The organism is Streptomyces sp. NBC_01320, assembly GCF_035974375.1.
GTDB classification, from domain to species: domain Bacteria; phylum Actinomycetota; class Actinomycetes; order Streptomycetales; family Streptomycetaceae; genus Streptomyces; species Streptomyces yanii.
Window position 1 is genome coordinate 378566 of sequence record NZ_CP108391.1, and the last position, 20372, is coordinate 398937.

The window sequence follows — 20372 nt, forward strand, 5'->3', positions numbered from 1 at the left end:
GCCGCCACGACGCCCCCCTCCATGTCACGACTCACCCGCCCACGGCAACCCCCACGACACACCGCGCAGAGACAGCTGCGACTCAACGGACGGCAACCACGGCCCAGATGGAAATCATCGTTGAGCTGCACGGATCCGCGCTGCACCGATTCTGCCTGTCGCTGACGCGTGGAGACCGTTGGCGTGCGGAGGAGATCACACAGGAGACCCTGGTCCGGGCGTGGAAGCACCCGACCGCGATCGACGCCAGCCGGGAGTTCGAATCGTTCCGGCCTTGGCTGTTCACCGTCGCCCGGCGTATTGCGATTGACGCGGCCCGAGCGCGCCGAGTGCGGCCCCCGGAGTGCAACGACGCTGTGCTCACGCTGATTGCTGAGCCTGAACGCGGCTATGACCGGCTGCTGGTCGCCGAGTTGGTCCGGGATGCTCTCGCATCACTGACGGCGGAGCAACAGGCCGTCATTTACTGCCTGTATTTCAGGTCGCTGACCGGGCTCGAGACCGCGAAAGAACTAGGTGTGCCGCTCGGAACCGTCAAATCCCGCTCTCACTACGCCGTCAAGGCACTGAAGCAGGCACTCGAGGGAGTCGGCTTCGGGAAGTGAGCCGCCCCAGCACTCGAGGAAGTCGGCCTCCGGAAGTGAGCCCCCTAAGGATAGTGGCACATGCACGGAGCATGTGGTGAGACGCGGCACACCCGAGACACCACGCCGTGGAGCGCACAATCCGTCACCCCTAACCCTCTTTTGTGCTCAGCGCCCTCCTCGCTGCAAACAGGCTCACTACCGCCCCCGAACAGCCAGCGCCCCCGCCTGCGGACCACACCATGGCTGACCATCCAGCCGCGCAACAACAGAAGTTTTCGGCGGCCGGCATTTTGATGACCTGGCGGGCTCCCCTCGGACCACTTTCAGCGTCACCTCGCCGCAAATTGCAGCGACATCAGCGATGTGCCATGAGCCGTTCAGCGTCAACGGACCAGATCCGGTCGCAGCGCCTCCCTGCCCGTATTGCATCGCCTCCCCGCCCGTGCAGCTGCAGCGGGATTCCGGCGCCCGCCACCCAGGAAAGCGAGAATCCCATGTCAGCACCCACCGCGTCAGCGCCTGCCGCGCCCCTTCTGACGACCACGTGCACCATCGACCGTCCTCGGCACGCACCCTCCTCATCGGCTCCCGGGCGCCGGACGCTGCTACGCCCTCAGCGCGGCTGCGACGATCCGGTCTCCCCGCCGCACCCTGCGACTGCGGCCACGACCCGAAGTACCCACCCCTCCGCGGCAAACCCAGGGACACCGGACGAGACCGAAGAACAGGATCCGCCGCTCACCCCGCAGCAGCGGACAGCCCTCATCGAGCAGCTGTACACAGAGAACGTCCGCTACCTCACGTCCCTGCTGCTGTCGCGCGTCGACGGCGACCGGCAGATGGCGGAGGACATCGTGCAGGAGACGATGCTACGGGCCTGGTCCCACGCCGAGAAACTGTCCGCCGAGCCCGAGGGCGCGCGGCCATGGCTGATCACCGTCGCCAAGCACCTGCTCACCGACCTCCACCGGCGCCGCCAGTGCCGACCGCAGGAGATCGCCTACAACCCCTCCTGGCCCAGTCACGTGCCCATCAGCACGGATATCTCCGGACGCATCGTGAGCGCCCTGACCGTCCAACAGGTCCTGCCCAAGCTCACACCGCAACAGAGCGACATCGTCCGACGGGTCTACCTGATGGACCACTCACTGGAAGAAGTCGCCACCGCACTCGGCATACCACAGGGCACCGTCAAGTCACGTCTGTTCTACGCCCTGCGGTCCATGGGACAGATCCTGGCCCGCGCAGAAGCACATGCCGACCTCAACCGATGAGGTCAGCGGCGCGTACGGTCCCACTGCCCACCGGGGCGGCGGCCACACGCACCAGAGCGCCACGGATATTCCAGTCGACCCAGGATGTGGAGGCAAACGGCCCCAGCGAACGCCGCGACTTGAGGACATCACCGGTAAGTTCGGCGCCCCAACCGCTGTCGCGGATCTCGTCGTCCGGCTCGAACGCTGCTGTACACGCGGCGGGCGAAGCCTTGAGGACGGCCTGGTGAATCTGCTCGGTGATGGTCATGCCGACCGAGTACGAAGGCCACCTGCCCCACTGGGCGAGCCAGGCTGTTAGCTCGTGGGTGCCGCCGCCAGAGTCGGTGCGAATCAGCGTGGGTTCGCCCGCTACCTCGGCGTCCCCCCACCACCACCCACATGACACAGGCCCGGATCACCGAAGCGGTCCGCCACACCTACAACCAGGCTGGCGTCCGCCTGGTCCTCATCAACGAGATCCACCGCCTCAATCCCCGCACCACCACCGGCGCCGAAACTGCCGACCGGTTGAAAGACCTCACCGAACGCATCGCGGCGATGTTCGTCTACGCCGGCATCGTCGTGACCACCATCGCGCTGTTCAGCGGTGTCCGCGGCGCACAACTCGCCGGATGCGCCAGCCTGATCGACTGCGACGCATTCCCCGCCCGCCTCGGGAAACGCGAACCCTTCCGCGACCTGATCACTCCTCGAAAACGCCATCTCCCTCGAGCACCACCGACCAGGCACCCGCCCCCGCCGCGCGCCCTACCTCCACCAGCAAGGATTATCGGCATCGCGTTGTTGCTGGCGGCCTCGGCGTTCGGGCTGATCAGGCCCATGCCGACCGCGATCCAGGTGAGATCCAAGGCGAAGAGCACGAGCCCGAACGCCGCCAGCCACTCCAGGACGCCGCCATCCGTGGACCGGAAGCCGATGGCCACGACGCCCGGACACCGCAGGTCTGCCGGTACCCGGGCAGGTCAGCCCCGCTCCGTCCCCGGTCAGTCCTCGGTCCAGCCGTGAAGCTTACCGAACTGCAGCAACCCGCTGCGGATCTGGAGGATCTGAGATCCGGTCAGTGACGGTGCCGACTCCAGCAGGACGTCGGTCACCTCCTTCGTGTACTCGGCCGTACCGAGCACATCGCACAGGGTGTCATCGTCCGCCGATCCGGAAACGACGCCGGCCGCGGGTCTCGGAGGAATCAGCAGCTTCCCGACGGAACCCTCGGCGAGCCGGACAGACGATGCCTTCAGCCCGCGGTCACCGTCCTCGACCTCGAACGCCACCGCCGTACCTCCGCGCACGCAGGACTCAGGGATCAGTAGATCGTTCGCATGAACGAAAACATCCTCACCTCCATGATCGGGTGAAATAAAACCGTATCCCCGTGCTTCGTCGAACCGCACCACACGACCGGTAACCACACCAACCCCCAGAAAAAGGCCGGGCCCCTTGCCCGTTGTCACACATAGCCCGCCCGAAGGCGCCGGAAAGTTCACTCGCCGGCCCCGAGTGAACGACCGGCCCGGCGCGGGCCCTCCGCACACGCGCGTCGCACCCATAGATCTCCCGCCTGCAAGGCCCACGCAGCAACCACTTCGGGGTGATGCCCAGCACAGCAGTGCGGATCATCCAGCCGCCCCACCGCGAGAAAATCCGCCGTCGCACACGGCCCGTGATCACACCAGCCCCCATGCGGACGCACCACACGCGCAGGCACCACCAGTACCCCGTTCACCGGCCGCTTGTCGAAATCCACCATTCCCTGTCCTGTCCCAGAGCCGACCCTGCCGGGCGGGCGGCAACACGCCCTGCCCCTATGCACGTAACTACGCACACTCAGGCCCCAGGGATCAGCACACTCGCAGCCGCCTGAAAACACTCCTGGGAACCTGAAGTTCCCATCCTGATCCGGACAGGTTGATACTGGGATGTATGGGTCCCGGAGGAAGCAGTCCAGGTAGTGAGTAAGAAGAGCAATACGAGCAAGCGGTATGCGGACGAGTACAAGAAGGACGCGGTCGAGCTGGCCCGTTCCTCCGGGCGGACGGTGGCCGATGTGGCCCGGGAGTTGGATGTCAGTACCGAGGGCCTGCGAGGCTGGCTGAAGCAGGCGACGATCGATCGGGGTGAGGGCCCGTCGGCGCGCTGACCACAGCCGAGCGGGAAGAACTCCAGCGACTGCGCAAGCAGGACCGGGAACAGCAGTAGACCATCGAGATCTTGAAAAGGGTCTCGCCTTCGTGCGTCCTGAACGGAAAGGGGCTGCCGGTGTAGGTCGGTAGCAACTGGATGATGCTGCACAGATGATGAGGGTTTTGGCCCCTCGGAGTCGCCCCCGCGGAGGGAGGCTCCAAATCGCCTCCTGCCGCGTTGGCTGAAGACCGTCGTGGTGAGCGTCGGAGGAAAAGGCGTCCTTGAAAGGGCGTCAGGTGGGGATCGGGAAGGCGAGCGAGAGCGAACCACTGCTGATGCGTCGAAATGCTTGGACGACATCGAAACCGGGGCTTGAAGGCTCCCCGGGATGAGTCTGGCGGGTGTCCGCTTCCTGGCCAGGTGGTGTCCGGCGTGAAGGTGGCGCGAGCCCGATCTGCGGGGTCTGTGCGGAACAGGAGAAGGCGTACGTCCATGCCGGGCGTGCGCCGGCGGACCGGCTCGTAGTAGTGGTGAAGTCCCTGTAATGGGGGCGGAGCGAAGGGGCCGGGTCGTTCGTGACTTGTTCATTCGATCAACCGGAAGTGCTCCGGGAGGAATTGGCGTGGATGAGTTGAAAGCACCGGTCAAGCCGTTCGGTATACCGAAGCTGCTGGTGATGGAGGCTTGGGAGAAGGTCAGGGCGAACAAGGGCGCGCCGGGCGTGGACGCGGTGGCTATCGAGGAGTTCGAGGAGGATCTGCGGGGAAACCTGTACAAGATCTGGAACCGGATGTCCTCGGGCTGCTACTTCCCGCCGCCGGTGCGCATGGTGGAGATCCCGAAGCCGCAGGGCGGCATCAGGGTCCTCGGAGTGCCGACCGTGGGCGACCGTGTCGCGCAGACGGTGGTGGCGATGGTGCTGGAGAAGAGGGTCGAGCCGATCTTCCATCCGGACTCCTACGGCTACCGCCCGGGGCGCGGAGCGATCGACGCGGTGGGCACGTGCCGGGAGCGGTGCTGGAAGTACGACTGGGTGGTCGATCTCGACATCAAGGCGTTCTTCGACTCGGTGCCGTGGGACTTGATGCTCAAGGCGGTGGGCTCGGTCTGTGAGCTCCCCTGGGTCCTGCTTTATGTCAAGCGGTGGCTTGCTGCCCCGCTGCAACATGCGGACGGTGTGCTGATCGAGCGCGCCAAGGGCACCCCGCAGGGATCAGCGGTATCTCCCGTCCTGGCGAACCTGTTCATGCATTACGCGTTCGACATGTGGTTGCACTGGGCCTTCCCGGACGTCCGCTTCGAACGGTATGCCGACGACGCGGTCATCCACTGCCGCAGTCTCGCCGAGGCGAGAGCGGTGCTGGCCGCGCTGGATGCGCGCATGGACTCGGTCGGCCTTCAACTACACCCCGACAAGACGCAGATCGTCTACTGCCGGGACGCGAACCGCAAGAGTTCTTTCGAGCACACGAGGTTCACGTTCCTGGGCTACGACTTCCGCGAGCGCACCGTGGACGGGCGGAAAGGACTGTTCCGGAGTTTCTCTCCGGCGGTCTCGGACAAGGCCCTGAAGCGGATGGGCGAGGTGGTGCGTTCCTGGCGCCTGCACCGGTGGGTGCAGGGCGAGGCCCGAGACCTCGCGGACTGGATCAATCCGGTCGTGCGGGGATGGATGCAGTACTACGGGGCCTACAACAGGTCGGCCCTATATCCCCTCCTGAAACGGATCAACGCCTACGTGGTCCGGTGGCTGCGCGGGAAGTACCGGAGGCTGCGGCGAAGCTGGTCGGCGACCTTCCGTGCGTGGTGGTCCGGGGTTGATCGACATCCCCGGCTTCTCGCGCACTGGGTTTGGGTGACCGAGCCCGCCCGGGTCTGGTGACCAGGACGACAAGAGCCGTATGACCGGAGACGGTCACGTACGGATCTGTGGGAGCCCGGGGGCGAAATCCCCCCGGGCCACCCGACTTCGCGAAGGAGATGAAGTAGGAGTGCACCAAGCGTAGCCAGACCGCCACTCCCGTTGCTTTGATCATCAAGTGATCTCAGCCATCTCGGCGTTTCCGCCGGGATGGTGACGACAGCGGCGACGTGCACGTCCGCCGCCTCGTGCTTCTCATAGCCGAGGTGATCGGTGATCTCGCCCTCCAGGGCGGACTCCAGAACCCGCTTGGTCAGCTGCTGCAACAGCCCGCCCTCGCCGGTCAGCTGCAGGCCCTCGCTCCGCGCCCGGTCGACCAGCATCGCGATCAACTGCTCGCCCGACGTGGCCGCACCGACCGGCTCAGCCACGGACTCATACTCGATCGTCATCGCAACAGATCCGCCGTTGATTAGACACTCCCATCCCGGTGCGGTGCGGACACGACTGAACCGGCAACGTTGCTTTCTCGTTTGTCTCGACAAAGCCGGGTGGTAGTCACGACCTTGAGGGGTGCACGGATGGGTTACGCGCAGAGAGCGATACTTCATGGCGTGCGTGCCGACAGAGCAGGTAATCATGCCCCCGCACTCGTCAGGCCGATCGCCCCGCTTCCAGAAGGCTGACCCATGTCCAGCGGAAACCGGATGCTTATCCCTTCGTTCCTGGCCGGGCTGAACTCACGGGTTCCCTGTGCCGAACAGCCTTACCTCTTTCATCCGCCCGACGACGGTTGCAGCGACCTGGGTCCTCGTGGTCGGCAACGGAGCGACGAGGCGATCGCCTTGTGCCGCAGATGCGAGGCGATGTCTGCCTGTCGCCAATGGGCCAGGGATCAAGGCGAGTTCGGTATATGGGGAGCCGAGACGGACGCGCAGCGGGCCGCCGCAGAGCATCCGTCGAAGGTCCAAGGCAGTCAAGTGGGGAACCGAGCGGCCGTGACCGCGAACAAATCTGCGCGGACGGACCCGCACGCGAAGCGGCAGCGGCCGGATTCCGCTCCGGCCACTGCCCCAGCCCCGCTGTGGCCGCCACGTCTCACCCCGACGGAGCGATCGGTGTTGCTCGCTTTGTGCAAGGGCATCGACGCCGACGATCTTCAGGCAGAGTTGGCGCGCAGCCGGATGGCCGTGATGCGTGCCGTCGTCGGATTGCAGCGGAAACTGGGAACCGACATGGCTGGCCTCACGGGCGTCGCGCGCGAGGCAGGGCTCCTTCAGGTTCCGCGCAGGCCGGCGGCCTGAGTCACCAGACCGGGCGGTCGGGCCGCCCGCTGCTGTGCAGCCCCCTGGGCATCGGCCTGAGTCCGGGGGAACGGGTGAGCGCCTCTCACTCGCTCACCCGGTTAAACGGGGGCCACGCGCTGCCTGGGCCTCTCCCTTCGTGGCAATGTCGGCGTACACGTGAACGTCGCAGGCAAGATTTTCGTAGCCGGAGATCATCCCGGTTCGGCGGTCGTCCGGTTTGCGGGGTGGGCAGCCTTTGGGTGCGTGCTGTTGAACTGTCCAAATTTTTAACGCACTTGGCCGGGATGCTGGTGTTCTCGGTCGACACTTCCGGTCCTGTCGTGGTGATCGAGGCGAGTACGCGCTCCCGTGTTCCAGCGGGATGCAGCGGCGTCCTGAGCGACTGGATTCATAGCCGCTATGTCCGGCACCTCGCCGGTGCAGCGATCGGCGGCCGGCCAGTCCGGATCGACCTGAGTGTGCGCCGTCTGTACTGCGAGAACGCGGCCTGCGCGAAGGTGACCTTCGCCGAGCAGGTGCCGGGGCTGACCGTGCGCTACCAACGGCGAACGCCACCGCTGCAGCTCCTGGTGGAGGCGGTCGGCGTGGTACTGGCAGGCCGGGGCGGGGCCCGGATGCTGCGCGTCATGAACGTCAGACTCTCCCGGCCAACCGTGCTCACTCAGCTGATGCGGATGCCGCTGCCGCCGCCGCTGGTCACGCCCAGAGTGCTGAGGGTGGACGACTTCGCGCTCAATGGCGACGCCTACGGCACCCTCCTGGTCGACGCAACGACCCGTCTTCCGCTGACGCTCTGGGAGGGCAGGGACGCCGAACAGCTCAGCCGATGGCTCCGCACGCATCCCGGAGTCGAGATCGCTTGCCGCGACGGCTCCCTCACCTACCGGCAGGGCATAGCCGATGGTGCCCCCGACGCCATTGATGGCGATCTTTGAAATCGGCCACCCCCTGCTCGGGGGCCTCATCTACCTGCGAAGACTGTGCACCCTGGACGTCCTTACTGACGCCCTGGGCGACGTTAGCCGATCCTCCATCGGCAACGTCGTCCGCGAGATCCGCCCCCTGCTCGAAGCAGACGGATACGTCCCAGCCCCGGCCACCACCCGCTACCGCACCGCAGCCGACCTCCTTGCCGCAGCACACCCTGACGACACACCGACATCGTGACTCTTTACGGCTTCACTACGCCCGCAACCTGCTCTCTCAGGTCCCCAAGTCCGCCCAGCCATGGGTGGCGACCCTGCTGCGGACCGTGTTCGATCAGCCCGACGCAGCCGCCGTCCGCACGCAGATGGCCGCCATCGCCGGGCTGGACGAGAAGTACCCCAAGGCCGCCGAGCACCTCGAAGCCGCCCGCGAAGACCTCCTGGCCCTCGCCGCCTTTCCCCGCGAAGTGTGGAAGCAGATCTGGTCCAACAACCCCCAAGAGCACTTGAACAAGGAGATCAGGCGCCGGACCGACGTCGTCGGCATCGTCGCCGACCGAGGCGCAATCGTCCGCCTGATCGACGCCGTTCTGGCCGAGCAGAGCGACGAATGGGCCGAACAGCGCCGCTACATGGGACCCGAGATCCTCGGCCGCTGCCGCCTTCACCTGATCAAAGGAAACCCACCGAGACAACCGAGCCGACAGCCCTCACCGCCTAGCATTCACAGTGGATCACCGAGTCGCCGTCGATACACCACGCCACCGGACGTGACCCAGTTGGCGCTCGAAGAGCGCCTGCAATGGCTTGGCGCCCAGGCGTTGGCGGGCCCTGGTCAGCGCCGAGCTGGTGGGAAGGCACTGGACAGCCCCACCCGGCAGGTGACGGAGTTTCTCGGTCAAGGTGCGCAGAACCGCCCGACATCCCGGCGGTCCGGCGCTGTCCGAGCTGCTGAACAGGCACAGGTGAAAGTCGGCCTGGGGCGCGGTTCCGGTCGTGAGACCGGCCCGTTTCCCCAGGCCGCTTCCCGAACCCGCCGTGCGGCTCTCACCGCAACGGGCTCTCCACAAGTCCCGCTGGGGGCTCACTGATTGGTCGTCATCCTGTGGTCGCCCAGGGAGTCGGGATCGCTGCGCCCCGGTACCGGTAGCGGGTCGTGCCTACCTTCTCGGGGTTGAACAGTGCCCTCTCCTGCCCGGTCGGCCATCCCCATGGGTCGCAGAAGCGACGATGGAGGTCCTTCCAGGTGATCCGGCGGTGTTTGCGGCGCAACCACCGGATGACCTGTTCACGCGCGTAATGCGCCAGGTATCCGAAGGTGGCACTGGACACGCCGGGTTGGAAGAAGGCGCACCAGCCCCGCAGCATCTGGTTGAGCCGGATGAGCAGGGTGTCGAGCGGCTGGCTCGTGTCCATCTCGCGGCACCAGGTCTTGACCTTGGCCATCAGGGCCTTGAGGGCCTTGCGGGCCGGGTAGGTGTAGACGTAATACCGGTCGGTGCCTCGTTTTCGGTGGCGCTGGATGTGCCACCCGAGGAAATTCAGCCCGTCGTCGATGTGGGTGATCAGGGTCTTCTCCTGTGAGAGCCGCAGTCCCATCCTGGTGGACAGGACGTCGGTGATCTCCTCCCGCAGGGTCACGGCATCGGCTCTGGTGCCGGAGATCATCAGGCACCAGTCGTCGGCGAAACGGACCAGCCGGTAGTTCGGCAGCCCGTGACGGCGACGTCTGCCGCGCTCCACTTGACTGGAAGCGGGACCTCCCGGTCCTTGGGCGATATACCCGTCCAGGACCGACAGGGCCACGTTGCTGAGCAACGGGGACAAGATCGAACCCTGTGGGGTACCGGCGTTGTTCTCCCGCAACACGCGGTCCTCACCGAGGATGCCCGCCTTGAGGAACGCCTTCACCAGTGCCAGGACACGTTTGTCTCCGACTCGCGCCCGCACCCTGTCCATCAGGTCCGGATGCGAAATTTCGTCGAAACAGGCTTGGATGTCTCCCTCAACGATCCACTCGTAGGAGCGGGAGGAGAGGTAGCGCACCTCGGCCACCGCGTCGTGGACCCGGCGCATCGGACGGAACCCGTAGGAGCACGGGAGGAAGTCCGCTTCGAACACCGGCTCCAGCACCAGCTTCAAGGCTGCCTGGACCACCCGGTCGCGGATGGTAGCGATCCCCAGGCGACGCAGCTTGCCGTTCGCCTTGGGGATCATCCGCTCCCGTACCGGCTGGGGTTGGAAACTGCGGTCCTTCAGCGAGGCCCGCAGCCCGTCGAGAAAGCTCTCCACGCCCGTCCCCACAGTGACCGACGCCGCTGTGCGGCCGTCCACCCCGGCGGTCTTGGCACCCTTGTTACCCCGCACCCGGTCCCACGCCACCAGAAGGAACGCGGGATCGGCGACAAGATTGAAAAGATCATCGAACCTGCGATGAGGATCACCGCGAGCCCAGCGGTGCAGCTTGGTCTGGATCTCCAGTACCCGCAGCTCCGCCCTGAACAGGGCGTGCTCCAGCTCGTCGGTGTTCACCGGCGACAACCTCCCAGCCTTCCAGTCCTTCAGCCACCAACTTGCTGTCCTCCTTCGCCATGTACGCACCTCTCGTGCGCGCGGACTACTACGAGGACTCCGCCCCATCCCACGGCCCTCAGTCGGCAACGGACCTGCCCGCCCCCCAGACCGGCTGCCTGGGCCGCGGACGGCCGCGGATGGTTCCAACGTTCCCTACGCCTCGATCGGCCAAGTAGGCGCCCAGCTCTGCCCCGGCAGCCTCGCCATACCTACGCCGCAGACCTTCGGCATGGCCTCCCCACCGACCTCGCTCCTCGGCTTCGGAGTTGACTGACACCTCACGACGTCCGTCACGCGCTGCTGACCGGCCCCGATCCACCAGATTCGAGCCGGCACTTCGATTACGGGACTTCAACCACTGATTCGCTTCCGCTGCACCTCTTGGCCTCGCTCGCCGACCCCGGACCGTCTGGCAGTACCGATCCGTCCCGGCTTTGTCAGGACTGCTTCCCGCCCTCCCCGGCGATCCCCGGATCAGGCTGTCCTCAGCTTCGATCAGGCCGCTGCGACGACCCAACGGCAGGGGCCTTCCACCCCTGCTCGAACACGTAGAACCTCGTTGCGCACTGCGAGGACGAAGTAGACCACCGCCCGGTCCGGCAGCAGTCTGCGGCGGCATTCGACGCGGCTGGTCAACTCCCGTACTTCATCGACTACTTCGGGGGTGATTTCTCCTCGGACAGCACACCGAGGCGGATTCGGTTCCCGAACCGCTTGCCTACTGGATTGCAGGCGTCTCGCGAAGGGGCTGGACCTGCTGCTGTCGTGGCGGACGCGGCAAGGAGGATGGCAGACCGAGCACCCAACGGAGCTCCCATGCGGACAGTCGGATCTTGGTCGATCTCCTGGCTTACCGCTCCGTTGCTATGTCCCGAGATCATCTGGCACATCATCAGTTCGTGGCGAACTACCCAACCACTTACCCACCCAAATCGGGCTCTCCTGCCGTATGAGTGGGTCACTCTGTGGCGGGTTGGCGGCCGGGGAGGGTGGGACGTTCCCCGGCGAGGGTGAGCATGACGAGGGCGATGATCGCGTCCGCGCTGTGGAAGCCGAAGCCGCGGCGGATGATCAGTCGGGTCTTGGTGTTCGTCGACTCGATCAGGCCGTTGCTCATGCCCGTCAGCAGAGCCGCGCGGATCGCCTCGCGGTGACGGCGGACGCGGCGTTGGAGGTCGACGAAGGCGGGGATGCGGCAGCGGCGGGCCCAGCCGATCCACCGGTCCAGGGCCTGTAGCGCCACGGTGGGACGGGTCTTGGCCAGGGTGAATACGGTCCGCAGAGCTTCCTTGAGGAGGTAGGCGCGGTGGAGGCGGGGGTCGGTCGCGGCGATCCAGGTGAGCTTGGCGGCCTGGCGGTCGGTGAGGTCGTCGGCGTTCTTCCACAGCGCGAACCGGGAGTCCTTCAACGCGCGGGCCGTCTCGCGGCCGCCGGTGTCCTGGGCCTGGTGGCGGGCCCGGTTCCACGAGGCTCTGCGTTCGGTGTCCAGGGCATCGGTGGCCCAGGCGACCACGTGGAAGGGGTCCATCACCCGTACCGCCCTCTCAGCACGCTCGGCGAGGACGTCGGCGATCCAGCCGGCGCCGTCGGCGCTGATGTGGGTGAGTGCGGCGGCCCGTTGGTCGCCGAGGCCGTCGAAGAAGCGGTGCAGGACGGTCCTGCCGTGCCCGTCGGCCATCCAGACGACCCGGCCGGTGTCGTGGTCCACGACCACGGTCATGTACTTCTGCCCCTTGCGGCAGCTGATCTCATCGATCCCGAGCCGGGTCAGCCCCGCGAGCCGGTCGACGGTCCGGTCGCGGTCGGCGACCACGCGCGCCACGATGCCGCCGACCGTGCGCCACGAGGTCCGCATCAACTGCGCGGTCGCGGACTTGGAGCACTCCGCGGCCATCCACGCGGTCTGCCGGTCGAAAGCCAGGGTGTGCCCGGCGTCGTGGCGGGCCCAGGGCACGGCGGCCGTGACGACGCCGTGCGACCGGCACCACACTCGCGGCATGTCGGCCTCCAGGAACACCCGCACCGCCCCGTGGTCCAGGCACCGCCACCGGCGCCTGCCCCGGCCGGCGTCGTACCCGGCGGCCGGACGGCGGCACTGTCCGCACCTGCCACGACGGCGGGCATCAGGCCGTACTGACACGATCACACACTGTTCGTTCTCATCGATCCGGACGCCCTCGACCACCATGTTTTGGGTCATCAGCGTCCGCTTCCATATCCTGAAGACAGACACGCCGTTTTCCTGCTTGATCCAACTTGAGCCTCAACACCTCAAGGATCACAGGAGACGGCGTGTTTCACGTATCAGGGCAGGTCAGAGCACCCACTCATACGGCAGGAGAGCCCCAAAATCGGCTATCGACGCGCTCTCTACCTGCAGCGATGCACTAAATCACCGGCATTGCTCTGACCAGCGAGAATGAGGATTTCTGAGTCCTTGTTCCCGCCCCAGCAGCCCGATCGATGTTGGGTCTGACGGCGCCACGAGGATGAGCCGACAAGCGGTGTTTCCGCCGCGAGGATGTTACGGCTGGACAGCGTGTAGGGATGGACAGAGCCCACAGCCCGGCCGTAGTCGGTTAAGTTTCGACGGTAGACGTCGACCGCCTTCTGATGCTCCCCGAACTTGTTGCTCGCTCCCCGGCCGGCGGTGCCGTGGCGGCCGGCTCGACGCCCGTTGATGGACGGCACGGTGATGTGCTGGACCGTGGCGAGGACCGCGCGGCCGGAATGCTTGCCCTCGTACAGAGAGGCGTCGGCCGCCCGCTGGAGCTGCGACAGGTCGGTGGTGCCGAGCACGTCGGGGGAGGCGGCGCCGACCGACGCGGCGACGTCGACGGCCTGGCCGTTGTCGAGAATGACTGGCTTGCCGAGCATCCGAACGAGCTGCGCCAGGCGGAGCTCTCGACAACCGGGACCGATCCGCAGCGTCACGGCGAACTCGTCTCCTCCGAGCCTGCCCACGGCAGCGCGGCTGCCCGCCCAGGCGGTGAGCCGCTGCGCGGTGGCGGCCAGTACGGCGTCCCCGGTGGCGTGGCCGCGACTGTCGTTGATCTCCTTGAAGTGGTCCAGGTCGCAGATGACCACTAGGGAGCTGTCGCTGTAGCGGGTGAGGATTTGCCGGGCCTTGGCGGTGTAGCCGTCGCGTCCGAGCAATCCCGTCAAGGGATCACGGCGAGCAGCGGCCAGACGGCGGTGCAGCGCAACGGCGTGCACGGTCCAGCCGGTCAAGGGGACCGCGAGTGTGGCAATGAGCAGAGCACGGTGTCTGGTTCGGGCCTGCAGGTGCAGGGCGGAGTCCATGCTGGGATCTCCTCTCGTCGCGTACGGGATGGGTGGCCCCGGGGACGGCCGACTGGTGCTCCGGCCTCTGACGACCGCTCGGGGGAATTCAGATCAGGCTGTTGGGGTTGCCCCACTCGTTCGCGGTGGCCTTTTGCCAGTCAAGGACCCAGTCGGGACGCAGGCCGCGCACGGCCCATCCGTCGCCCGGAGCATCCGGCACCGTTGAGCTGGCGGCCACGTGCTGCGCGGCTCGGTCGTAGGCGGCGCGCGCGGCGGTCAGAGCATCTCTGGCCCCAGTCGCCGGTCCGGTGAAGGCGTGCAGGCCGTGCCGGGACTGGTTGGTGCAGTGGTGCATCGGGACGTCGACCTCGTAGTAGGAGAGTTGAGTCATGACGTCCACCTTCTTTCGGTGTTAATGGTGGTGAGGGGCCATCACGACCGCCCCGGCCCCCAGGTGTGCGAGGCCGGGTCGGCACAGAACGTCCGTCATGCGCAACAGGGGACTGGCGTCGGCAACGGGCGCTGGCGGGCAATGTGGGTGTGACCCATGGCCTCCGCGACGTAGCGGGCATCAGGCACCCGGCGCGGTAGTGCTGGGTGGTCAGCGTGCGCGGTGCCCGGTCGGCCTGTCCGGTCCTTGGCAGCAGAGGCGGCCGAGGGCCAGACAGAGCGAAAGGTCAGGCGGCGCGGTCGGCTGGGCGCAGTCCCGGCCGATTATTTCTATGCGTTCGACGAGAGGCTTGGGGAGGTGGATGGAAGGGTGTACATGAACGGAGGGTGGCTTGACATCGTCGTTAACTTGAACGAAAGAAGGTGGGTGCGGGTTCAGTCCGCGTAGGGCGAGGGGGCAAGGCTACGGTCCAGGAAACCCCGATCATCCCTGGAGGGTGAGGAATCCACTCCCTTCAGGACTCCGTTGGGAAATCCGCAAACCGGTGATCAGGGACTGTCCGGGCTGTCATGATCGTGTCGTTCGTCGATCGAGGGTGGGGCTGGGGTGTCGCTGGAGTCGCGGGCCGATCGCGCGGTGCCGGAGCTGGCCGCGCTGGTGGTTCGGGCTTCGTTCCCGAAGGGGACGCTGGCGGTCTGTACTCGTGAGGCGCTCCGCCCGCTGGTCGAGGACGGGTCCTTCGCTGAGGCATTCTGCAGGCGGGGTCGGCCTGGGGTCTCGCCCGGGGCGTTTGGCCCTGGTGTCGGTGCTGCAATACGCCGAGGGGCTTACCGACCGGCAGGCTGCTGACCAGGTGCGGGCACGCATCGACTGGAAGTTCCTCCTCGGCTTGGAGCTGGCCCATCCGGGGTTCGACTTCTCCGTCCTGAGTGAGTTCCGTGCCCGGCTGATCGGGCACGGGCTGGAAGAGCATGTCCTGGACCTGGTTCTGGCCAGGTGCTCCGAACTCGGGCTGCTGCGTGCAGGCGGTCGGCAGCGCACCGACTCCACCCACGTCCTGGCAGCCGTGAGGACGCTGAACCGGATGGAGTTCGTCGGTGAGACCTTGCGCGCGGCGTTGGAGGCACTGGCCGCAGCCGCCCCGGCATGGCTGTCCCCGCTGGTCGACGCCGACTGGGCCAAACACTACGGCACCCGGATCGACTCCTATCGCTTCCCCAAGGGCGACAACGTCCGCCGGGAGTGGGCCGAGCAGGTCGGCCGGGATGGCTTCACCATCCTGGAGGCCGTCTACGCACCCGAGGCTCCTGCGTGGTTACGGGAAGTCCCCGCCGACCAGGTCCTGCGCCGGGCCCGGGTCGAGCAGTACCACCGCGACGGCGAGGAGGTGCGCTGGCGGGAGGGCAAGGACCTCCCGCCGGGCAGACGCCGGCTCGCCTCGCCCTACGACCCCGACGCCCGCTACGCGACCAAGCGCGGCTCGGGCTGGTGCGATTACAAGACCCATCTGAGCGAGACCTCCGAACCCGACGCCCCGCACTTGATCACCCACGTGGCCACCACTGACGCCCGAGATGACCGGGACCATCCACCAGGGCCTGGCCGCACGGGAGTTACTGTCCGTCGAACACGCTGTGGATGCCGGCTTAGATTCCGCCGCCCACATCGCCACCGCCCGCGACGACCACACCATCGAACTGTTGGGGCCGGTCGGGCTCGACACTGCCACGACAACCACCAGGGCGAGCACTTCACGCGGAGAGCCTTCACGATCGACTGGCAGGCAAAGAAGGTCACCTGTCCCCAGGGCAAGGTCAGCGCCAGCTGGTCCGACAGGCGGTGCGGCGCACCCGCATCCGCCGGTCCCGCTACACCGGACAGCCCAAGACCCACCTCGGCCACATCCTCGCCGCCACCGCGATCAACATCATCCGACTCGACGCCTGGCTCACCGGCACCCCGATCGGCGAGACCAGAACCTCACACCTGGCCCGCTCGAACTCGCCGCGTGAACCCGTGGGTCCAATCCTCGGAGCGGAATTCGTCGTCGCCGCCGCAGGGGACATGACGGCGTCCGCCGACGACGGCCATCTCGCCTCCGCCGCCAGACCACTACCCGAGCCCCGGGACTCCGGGCGCCCGACCGGCAACCTGGGCCGGCCCGCACGGTGTTCTACTGTCCGCGCAGACCAGCATCATCCGCGAAAGTCCGAACCGGACAGCGTGGCGAAGGCTGCAAGCCCGTCCAGGCCGTCGTCGCCCTGACCCGCCGACGCGCCGCAGCCTTGTAGGCACTCCTGCGCGACCATCGGCATTCACCCACACCCCACGTCGCGCAGGCGGTCTGACTTCGTCATTTAACCTCTGGCGGACACGGGTGATCTTGGTCGAGGGCCCGTTTATCAGGCGCTTCGTCGCTGCACAGGACAGTCCAACTCGCGGTAATTACCAGCAGATTGACAGAAACTCAGTGAACCACTGCAAGTCTGAGCACGTAGGTGCAGTTACCGGATCAGCAGGCGCACAGCTATCCCCTGCCGAACTCTCCGCACCAGGGCAGGCACACCAAGTCGCTGCCCCACCGCCTTGGTACCGCCCCTAGAGGAGGGCCCCGTGTCGCTGCTAGGTGCACCCTTCACTTCGTCGCAGTCTCCACCGAAAGCCCTGCATAAGCGCGTGCAATTGATCAATACAGCGATCGATACACGCCAGTACATGCTCGCGGCCAGACAGGCCGATCGGCTCGTCTGGCGCATCATGGCTGAGTATGATATCAATCCCGAGTGCGTACTGTGCCTACGACAACTAGGCGCCTACGCTCGCTTCCTGGACGGTCACTACGGGTGCGCGGCGCATGAAAGCCTCGAGCTTGCCCGCGCCTGGGCGCTCAAAGGCGACTACACGCAGGCCACCGACGATCTGGTCCGTGCTGCGTCGGCCTGGCTACACATGCCGGACTCCGACGACGCCAGGCACCTTGGCTATGTCCTACTGGCAGCGTGGGATCGGACGCCCTCGCCCGCCCGGACCCCTGGACTCATGCGCCGTCGCTACAGAGCACAGATCGAACACCGCATATCCGCCCTTACTCACCGGCTTCAGCGACTTCCGCGGAGGGGTTGTGAGCTGGCGTCGATTTACTGAGCTGGAGTGAGAAGCCGTATCTCAGCCGATCTTGGAACGTGAAGGTCGAACAGGGTTCCTGGTCGGGTATCTTCCGGCTGAAGTTCCCCACCCTCCGGATGACGCATACCAACGGCATACCGCAAGGATCATCAACCGTCACTACCCGACGACAACCGGAAAACCTCAGTAGGTGCGGCGTTACTTCGTTGAGGTCGATGAGGGGCGCGGCCGGCGTTGTCGTGGGCATGGTGGGTGAGTTTGCCGCGGCGGAGCGAGACGCGTGGGTGCCGGCCTGGGCGGCCCATGCGTCGACGAGGAGCCGGGTGGTCATGGCCTCAGTGTGGCTGAGGGGAGGCTGCCTCCTGCGCAGTAGGCGACTCTGCCTCTGAAGGGCAATTTCAGGGGCAGAGTCGTCTCGGGCCGCCGCTCGCTCACGGCCCGAGGCCTCGACGGGACGCGCGAGGCCACTTGCAGTTCGCCCCAAGAGCGGGGAGAGGGCGGACTGGTTCAGGCAGCGGCCAGGGAGAGTCGGCCGCCTGTTTCCTGTCACCCCCACGGTAGACGGGAGCCTTCACCGCCTACAACGGCTGCCGTCTGCGCGCAGTTCACCTTGCTTTCGAAGGTCACGTGCCCGCGAGCAGGAGCGGAACGGTCTCCAGGCGCTGGAGGAGAATGTGTAGTGCGGGCCCTGTTCCTAGGCGATGGAAGGGCAGGGCCCGCCTGGCGCGTGGTGTGTTCCGGGGCACGCGCTGCCCAATGCGCCTGGAGCGTGTGGGGGCATGCATCGCTTCGCTTGTCGGCTCATACTGCCGAGTCGTACGCCGAGATGGCAAGTGCGGCGGGTTGCTGCGTGCTCATTCCCTCGTGATGTGGTGGCTGATGGGCTGCTGCTGACATACTGTGGGGTTCTCTCCGTTCTGCGCTAACTGGGTGTTATACGCGTCTTGAAGTCGGCTGAACCTTTCAAGGAGACGCGTGGCGGACGCGCAGGTGGTGTCAGCCTGGCAGGCCGTGCACGTAGTGCTGTGGACAGTGTGCTCGTGGGCGGCGGTCATGTAGCGCTCATACAAGGCGTTCATCATGATCACGGTGCCCTGCACGCGGGTTACTGTCAAAGCCGGACGATTGCCTGTCCGGAGCGGCTGCGCGGCCAAGTCGTTTGGAGAGTGCAGCAAGTTGCTCCTCACTTAATACGTAAGCATTCAGAAGGTCGGCTGTGCGTCAGTCTCCTGACGATGTGACAGGTGTGGTGTGGGTGCGGCAGGATCCGTGCATGTCGTCCGCTCTGGAGTCCGCATCGCGTGAGGATCTCCTCATGCTGATCGGGCTGCTCCAGCGGCAGGTGGCAGCGGCGGAGGCGCGGGCCGATGCGGCGGAGGCCCGGGCGGCCGAACTCGCGGTGGCCAACGAGCGGTTGACGGCTCGGGTGGCGGAGCTGGAGCGGCGTCTTGGCCGCAACTCGGGCAACTCCTCGATGCCGCCCTCCTCGGACACCTTCGGCCGTCCGGAGAAGAAGCCGCAGCCCAAGAGCGGACGCAAGCGGGGCCGTCAGCCCGGCTCCGGCGGGTCCGGTCTGGCCATGACCGACAGGCCCGATGCCACCGAAGACCATGTCCCGGCGGCCTGTACCGGCTGCGGAAGCACGTTGGGCCAGGGCGACAGCGTCGGCTTCGAGCGGCGCCAGGTCCGGGACATTCCCCTGTCCACGGTGAAGATCACCGAGCACCGGGCTCACCGCTGCCGGTGCGCCTGCGGCACCATCACCGCCCAGCCGATGCCCGGACGGATCGCCGGGTCCCCGTCCTCCTACGGGCCGAACCTGCGCGCGCTCGCCGTCTATCTGCTGGTCTTCCAGCACATTCCTGTTGAGCGGACCGCGCAGCTGGTCAGGGATGTGACCGGGGCGGAGGTCTCCACCGGCTGGGTCGCCTCCCTGCTTCCCGAGGCCGCCGGCCTGGTCGCGGACTCCGTGAACCTGATCCGGGCCCTGCTGGTGATGGGGCACGTCCTGCACGCGGACGAGACCACCACCCGGATCGGCTCCGTGCGGCGCTGGCTGCACGTGGCCTGCACCGACCTCCTCACCCTGCTCCATCTCGCCCCGCGCTCGCGCGCCGGGGCGGACGCGGGCGGGGTGCTGCCCCACTACCGGGGCGTCCTGGTCCACGACTCACTGTCGCTGTATGCGGGCTATCCGCACTGCAGCCACCAGTTGTGCGGTGCCCATCTGATCCGTGAACTGACCGCCGCGGAGGAGGACTTCCCCCACCAGAAGTGGCACCAACAGATCCGCTGGGCCCTGGCCGGGCTGAACATCCAGGCCCTGCGGGTACGCGCCGGCGAGATCGGCGAGATCACCCCCGAGGCCCTGCTGCTGCACCAAGGCGCCTTCCACCACGGCATCACCGTCGGACTCTCCGAGCACCCCCGAGCACCGGGCCGCAAACAGTCCCCGGCCCGCAACCTGCTCGAACGCCTGCGGGACCAGGCCCACTCGATCCTGCGGTTCGCCGACGACCCCCGACGTACGCCCTTCACCAACAACTGCGGCGAGCGAGCGCTGCGGCCCGTCAAGACCCAGCTGAAGATCTCCGGCTGCCACCAGTCCGAACACGGTGCGACGGCCTGGCTCGCCGTGCGCTCCTACCTCGACTCCGCCCGCAAGCACGGCCTGAGCGCCTTCGAGGCCATCCACCACGCCTTTACCGGCAACCTCTGGATGCCCCCGATCGAACAAGCCGCTTGACCAGCACGTCTCACACACCGTCATCAGTCAGCCGCATTCCTTCTGAATGCCTACCTTAATACTGCAACCGCATTTGGGGGTTGTGGCCTCGACGTTTGTAGTGGGAGCGGCGGGCTCGGGCCTGGCTGCGTCGTCGAAAGCGTGACCAGTGCAGATGGTGCTCGTTGGTCT

14 protein-coding genes and 9 pseudogenes are annotated in these 20372 nt (G+C 66.6%); 13 read left to right on the forward strand and 10 right to left on the reverse strand.

Annotated features, from left to right (window positions below; genetic code table 11):
* Nucleotides 1-107 precede the first annotated feature (107 nt).
* Complete coding sequence (locus tag OG395_RS56850) at nucleotides 108-605, forward strand: sigma-70 family RNA polymerase sigma factor (RefSeq protein WP_327250014.1); 498 nt, start codon at nucleotides 108-110, stop codon at nucleotides 603-605.
* A gap of 476 nt (nucleotides 606-1081) precedes the next feature.
* Nucleotides 1082-1861, forward strand: coding sequence for a sigma-70 family RNA polymerase sigma factor (locus OG395_RS56855; protein ID WP_327250015.1), 780 nt, complete (start codon nucleotides 1082-1084; stop codon nucleotides 1859-1861).
* 121 nt (nucleotides 1862-1982) lie between these two features.
* Here OG395_RS56855 and OG395_RS56860 read toward each other — a convergent pair.
* Nucleotides 1983-2210: pseudogene (locus OG395_RS56860) on the reverse strand (IS1380 family transposase); the annotation flags it as partial.
* Between OG395_RS56860 and OG395_RS56865 the strand changes: the two are divergent.
* Nucleotides 2169-2627, forward strand: a pseudogene (locus OG395_RS56865) (ATP/GTP-binding protein); the annotation flags it as partial. The pseudogenes OG395_RS56860 and OG395_RS56865 sit on opposite strands and share 42 nt — an antisense overlap.
* Here OG395_RS56865 and OG395_RS56870 read toward each other — a convergent pair.
* Together OG395_RS56870 and OG395_RS56875 are read right to left on the reverse strand one after the other, a co-directional pair.
* Nucleotides 2626-2787 (reverse strand): annotated as a pseudogene (locus OG395_RS56870) (ABC transporter permease); the annotation flags it as partial. The pseudogenes OG395_RS56865 and OG395_RS56870 sit on opposite strands and share 2 nt — an antisense overlap.
* A 60-nt stretch (nucleotides 2788-2847) precedes the next feature.
* Entirely contained in the window at nucleotides 2848-3273 is a 426-nt protein-coding gene (locus OG395_RS56875) for a cold-shock protein (protein WP_327250165.1), read from the reverse strand.
* 539 nt (nucleotides 3274-3812) lie between these two features.
* Between OG395_RS56875 and OG395_RS56880 the strand changes: the two genes are divergently transcribed.
* Together OG395_RS56880 and ltrA (OG395_RS56885) are read left to right on the forward strand one after the other, a co-directional pair.
* Nucleotides 3813-4001, forward strand: coding sequence for a transposase (locus tag OG395_RS56880; RefSeq protein WP_327250016.1), 189 nt, complete (start codon nucleotides 3813-3815; stop codon nucleotides 3999-4001).
* 606 nt (nucleotides 4002-4607) lie between these two features.
* Nucleotides 4608-5867, forward strand: coding sequence for a group II intron reverse transcriptase/maturase (gene ltrA / locus OG395_RS56885; RefSeq protein ID WP_327249075.1), 1260 nt, complete (start codon nucleotides 4608-4610; stop codon nucleotides 5865-5867).
* Nucleotides 5868-6085: 218 nt separating this feature from the next.
* Here the strand turns inward: ltrA (OG395_RS56885) and OG395_RS56890 are convergent.
* Nucleotides 6086-6298, reverse strand: a pseudogene (locus tag OG395_RS56890) (IS256 family transposase); the annotation flags it as partial.
* Between the two features lie 255 nt (nucleotides 6299-6553).
* Between OG395_RS56890 and OG395_RS59030 the strand changes: the two are divergent.
* From OG395_RS59030 to OG395_RS56910, 5 genes and pseudogenes are all read left to right on the forward strand, one after another.
* A pseudogene (locus OG395_RS59030) lies at nucleotides 6554-6781 on the forward strand (WhiB family transcriptional regulator); the annotation flags it as partial.
* A 183-nt stretch (nucleotides 6782-6964) separates the two neighbouring features.
* Entirely contained in the window at nucleotides 6965-7150 is a 186-nt protein-coding gene (locus OG395_RS56895; protein WP_327250017.1) for a hypothetical protein, read from the forward strand.
* A 287-nt stretch (nucleotides 7151-7437) separates the two neighbouring features.
* On the forward strand, nucleotides 7438-8088 hold the full coding sequence (locus tag OG395_RS56900; RefSeq protein ID WP_327250018.1) for a hypothetical protein: 651 nt from the start codon (nucleotides 7438-7440) through the stop codon (nucleotides 8086-8088).
* Between the two features lie 25 nt (nucleotides 8089-8113).
* Nucleotides 8114-8320, forward strand: a pseudogene (locus tag OG395_RS56905) (ISAzo13 family transposase); the annotation flags it as partial.
* A 7-nt stretch (nucleotides 8321-8327) separates the two neighbouring features.
* A pseudogene (locus OG395_RS56910) lies at nucleotides 8328-8744 on the forward strand (transposase); the annotation flags it as partial.
* A gap of 69 nt (nucleotides 8745-8813) precedes the next feature.
* Here the strand turns inward: OG395_RS56910 and OG395_RS59035 are convergent.
* The 6 genes and pseudogenes from OG395_RS59035 to OG395_RS56930 all read right to left on the reverse strand — a co-directional run bounded on the left by OG395_RS59035 (nucleotide 8814) and on the right by OG395_RS56930 (nucleotide 14329).
* Nucleotides 8814-9167, reverse strand: a complete 354-nt coding sequence (locus tag OG395_RS59035; protein WP_442818843.1) for a transposase domain-containing protein — start codon at nucleotides 9165-9167, stop codon at nucleotides 8814-8816.
* A 10-nt stretch (nucleotides 9168-9177) separates the two neighbouring features.
* Nucleotides 9178-10611 carry a group II intron reverse transcriptase/maturase gene (gene ltrA, locus OG395_RS56915; RefSeq protein ID WP_327250020.1) on the reverse strand — a complete coding sequence of 478 codons (1434 nt, stop codon included), beginning with the start codon at nucleotides 10609-10611 and terminating at the stop codon, nucleotides 9178-9180.
* A gap of 537 nt (nucleotides 10612-11148) precedes the next feature.
* Entirely contained in the window at nucleotides 11149-11385 is a 237-nt protein-coding gene (locus OG395_RS59040; RefSeq protein ID WP_442818844.1) for a transposase domain-containing protein, read from the reverse strand.
* A gap of 226 nt (nucleotides 11386-11611) precedes the next feature.
* Nucleotides 11612-12853: an ISL3 family transposase gene (locus OG395_RS56920; protein WP_327250166.1), complete on the reverse strand. Its 1242-nt coding sequence runs from the start codon at nucleotides 12851-12853 to the stop codon at nucleotides 11612-11614.
* A gap of 434 nt (nucleotides 12854-13287) precedes the next feature.
* A pseudogene (locus OG395_RS56925) lies at nucleotides 13288-13956 on the reverse strand (GGDEF domain-containing protein); the annotation flags it as partial.
* An 88-nt stretch (nucleotides 13957-14044) separates the two neighbouring features.
* The gene (locus tag OG395_RS56930; RefSeq protein WP_327250021.1) at nucleotides 14045-14329 is read right to left on the reverse strand and encodes a hypothetical protein; all 285 of its coding nucleotides are present in this window, start codon (nucleotides 14327-14329) and stop codon (nucleotides 14045-14047) included.
* Nucleotides 14330-14935: 606 nt separating this feature from the next.
* Between OG395_RS56930 and OG395_RS56935 the strand changes: the two are divergent.
* The 3 genes and pseudogenes from OG395_RS56935 to tnpC all read left to right on the forward strand — a co-directional run.
* Nucleotides 14936-16321: pseudogene (locus OG395_RS56935) on the forward strand (transposase); the annotation flags it as partial.
* A 621-nt stretch (nucleotides 16322-16942) separates the two neighbouring features.
* The gene (locus tag OG395_RS56945) at nucleotides 16943-17473 is read left to right on the forward strand and encodes a hypothetical protein (protein WP_327250022.1); all 531 of its coding nucleotides are present in this window, start codon (nucleotides 16943-16945) and stop codon (nucleotides 17471-17473) included.
* 1255 nt (nucleotides 17474-18728) lie between these two features.
* Nucleotides 18729-20201 carry an IS66 family transposase gene (gene tnpC, locus OG395_RS56950; protein ID WP_327249919.1) on the forward strand — a complete coding sequence of 491 codons (1473 nt, stop codon included), beginning with the start codon at nucleotides 18729-18731 and terminating at the stop codon, nucleotides 20199-20201.
* Nucleotides 20202-20372: the final 171 nt, after the last annotated feature.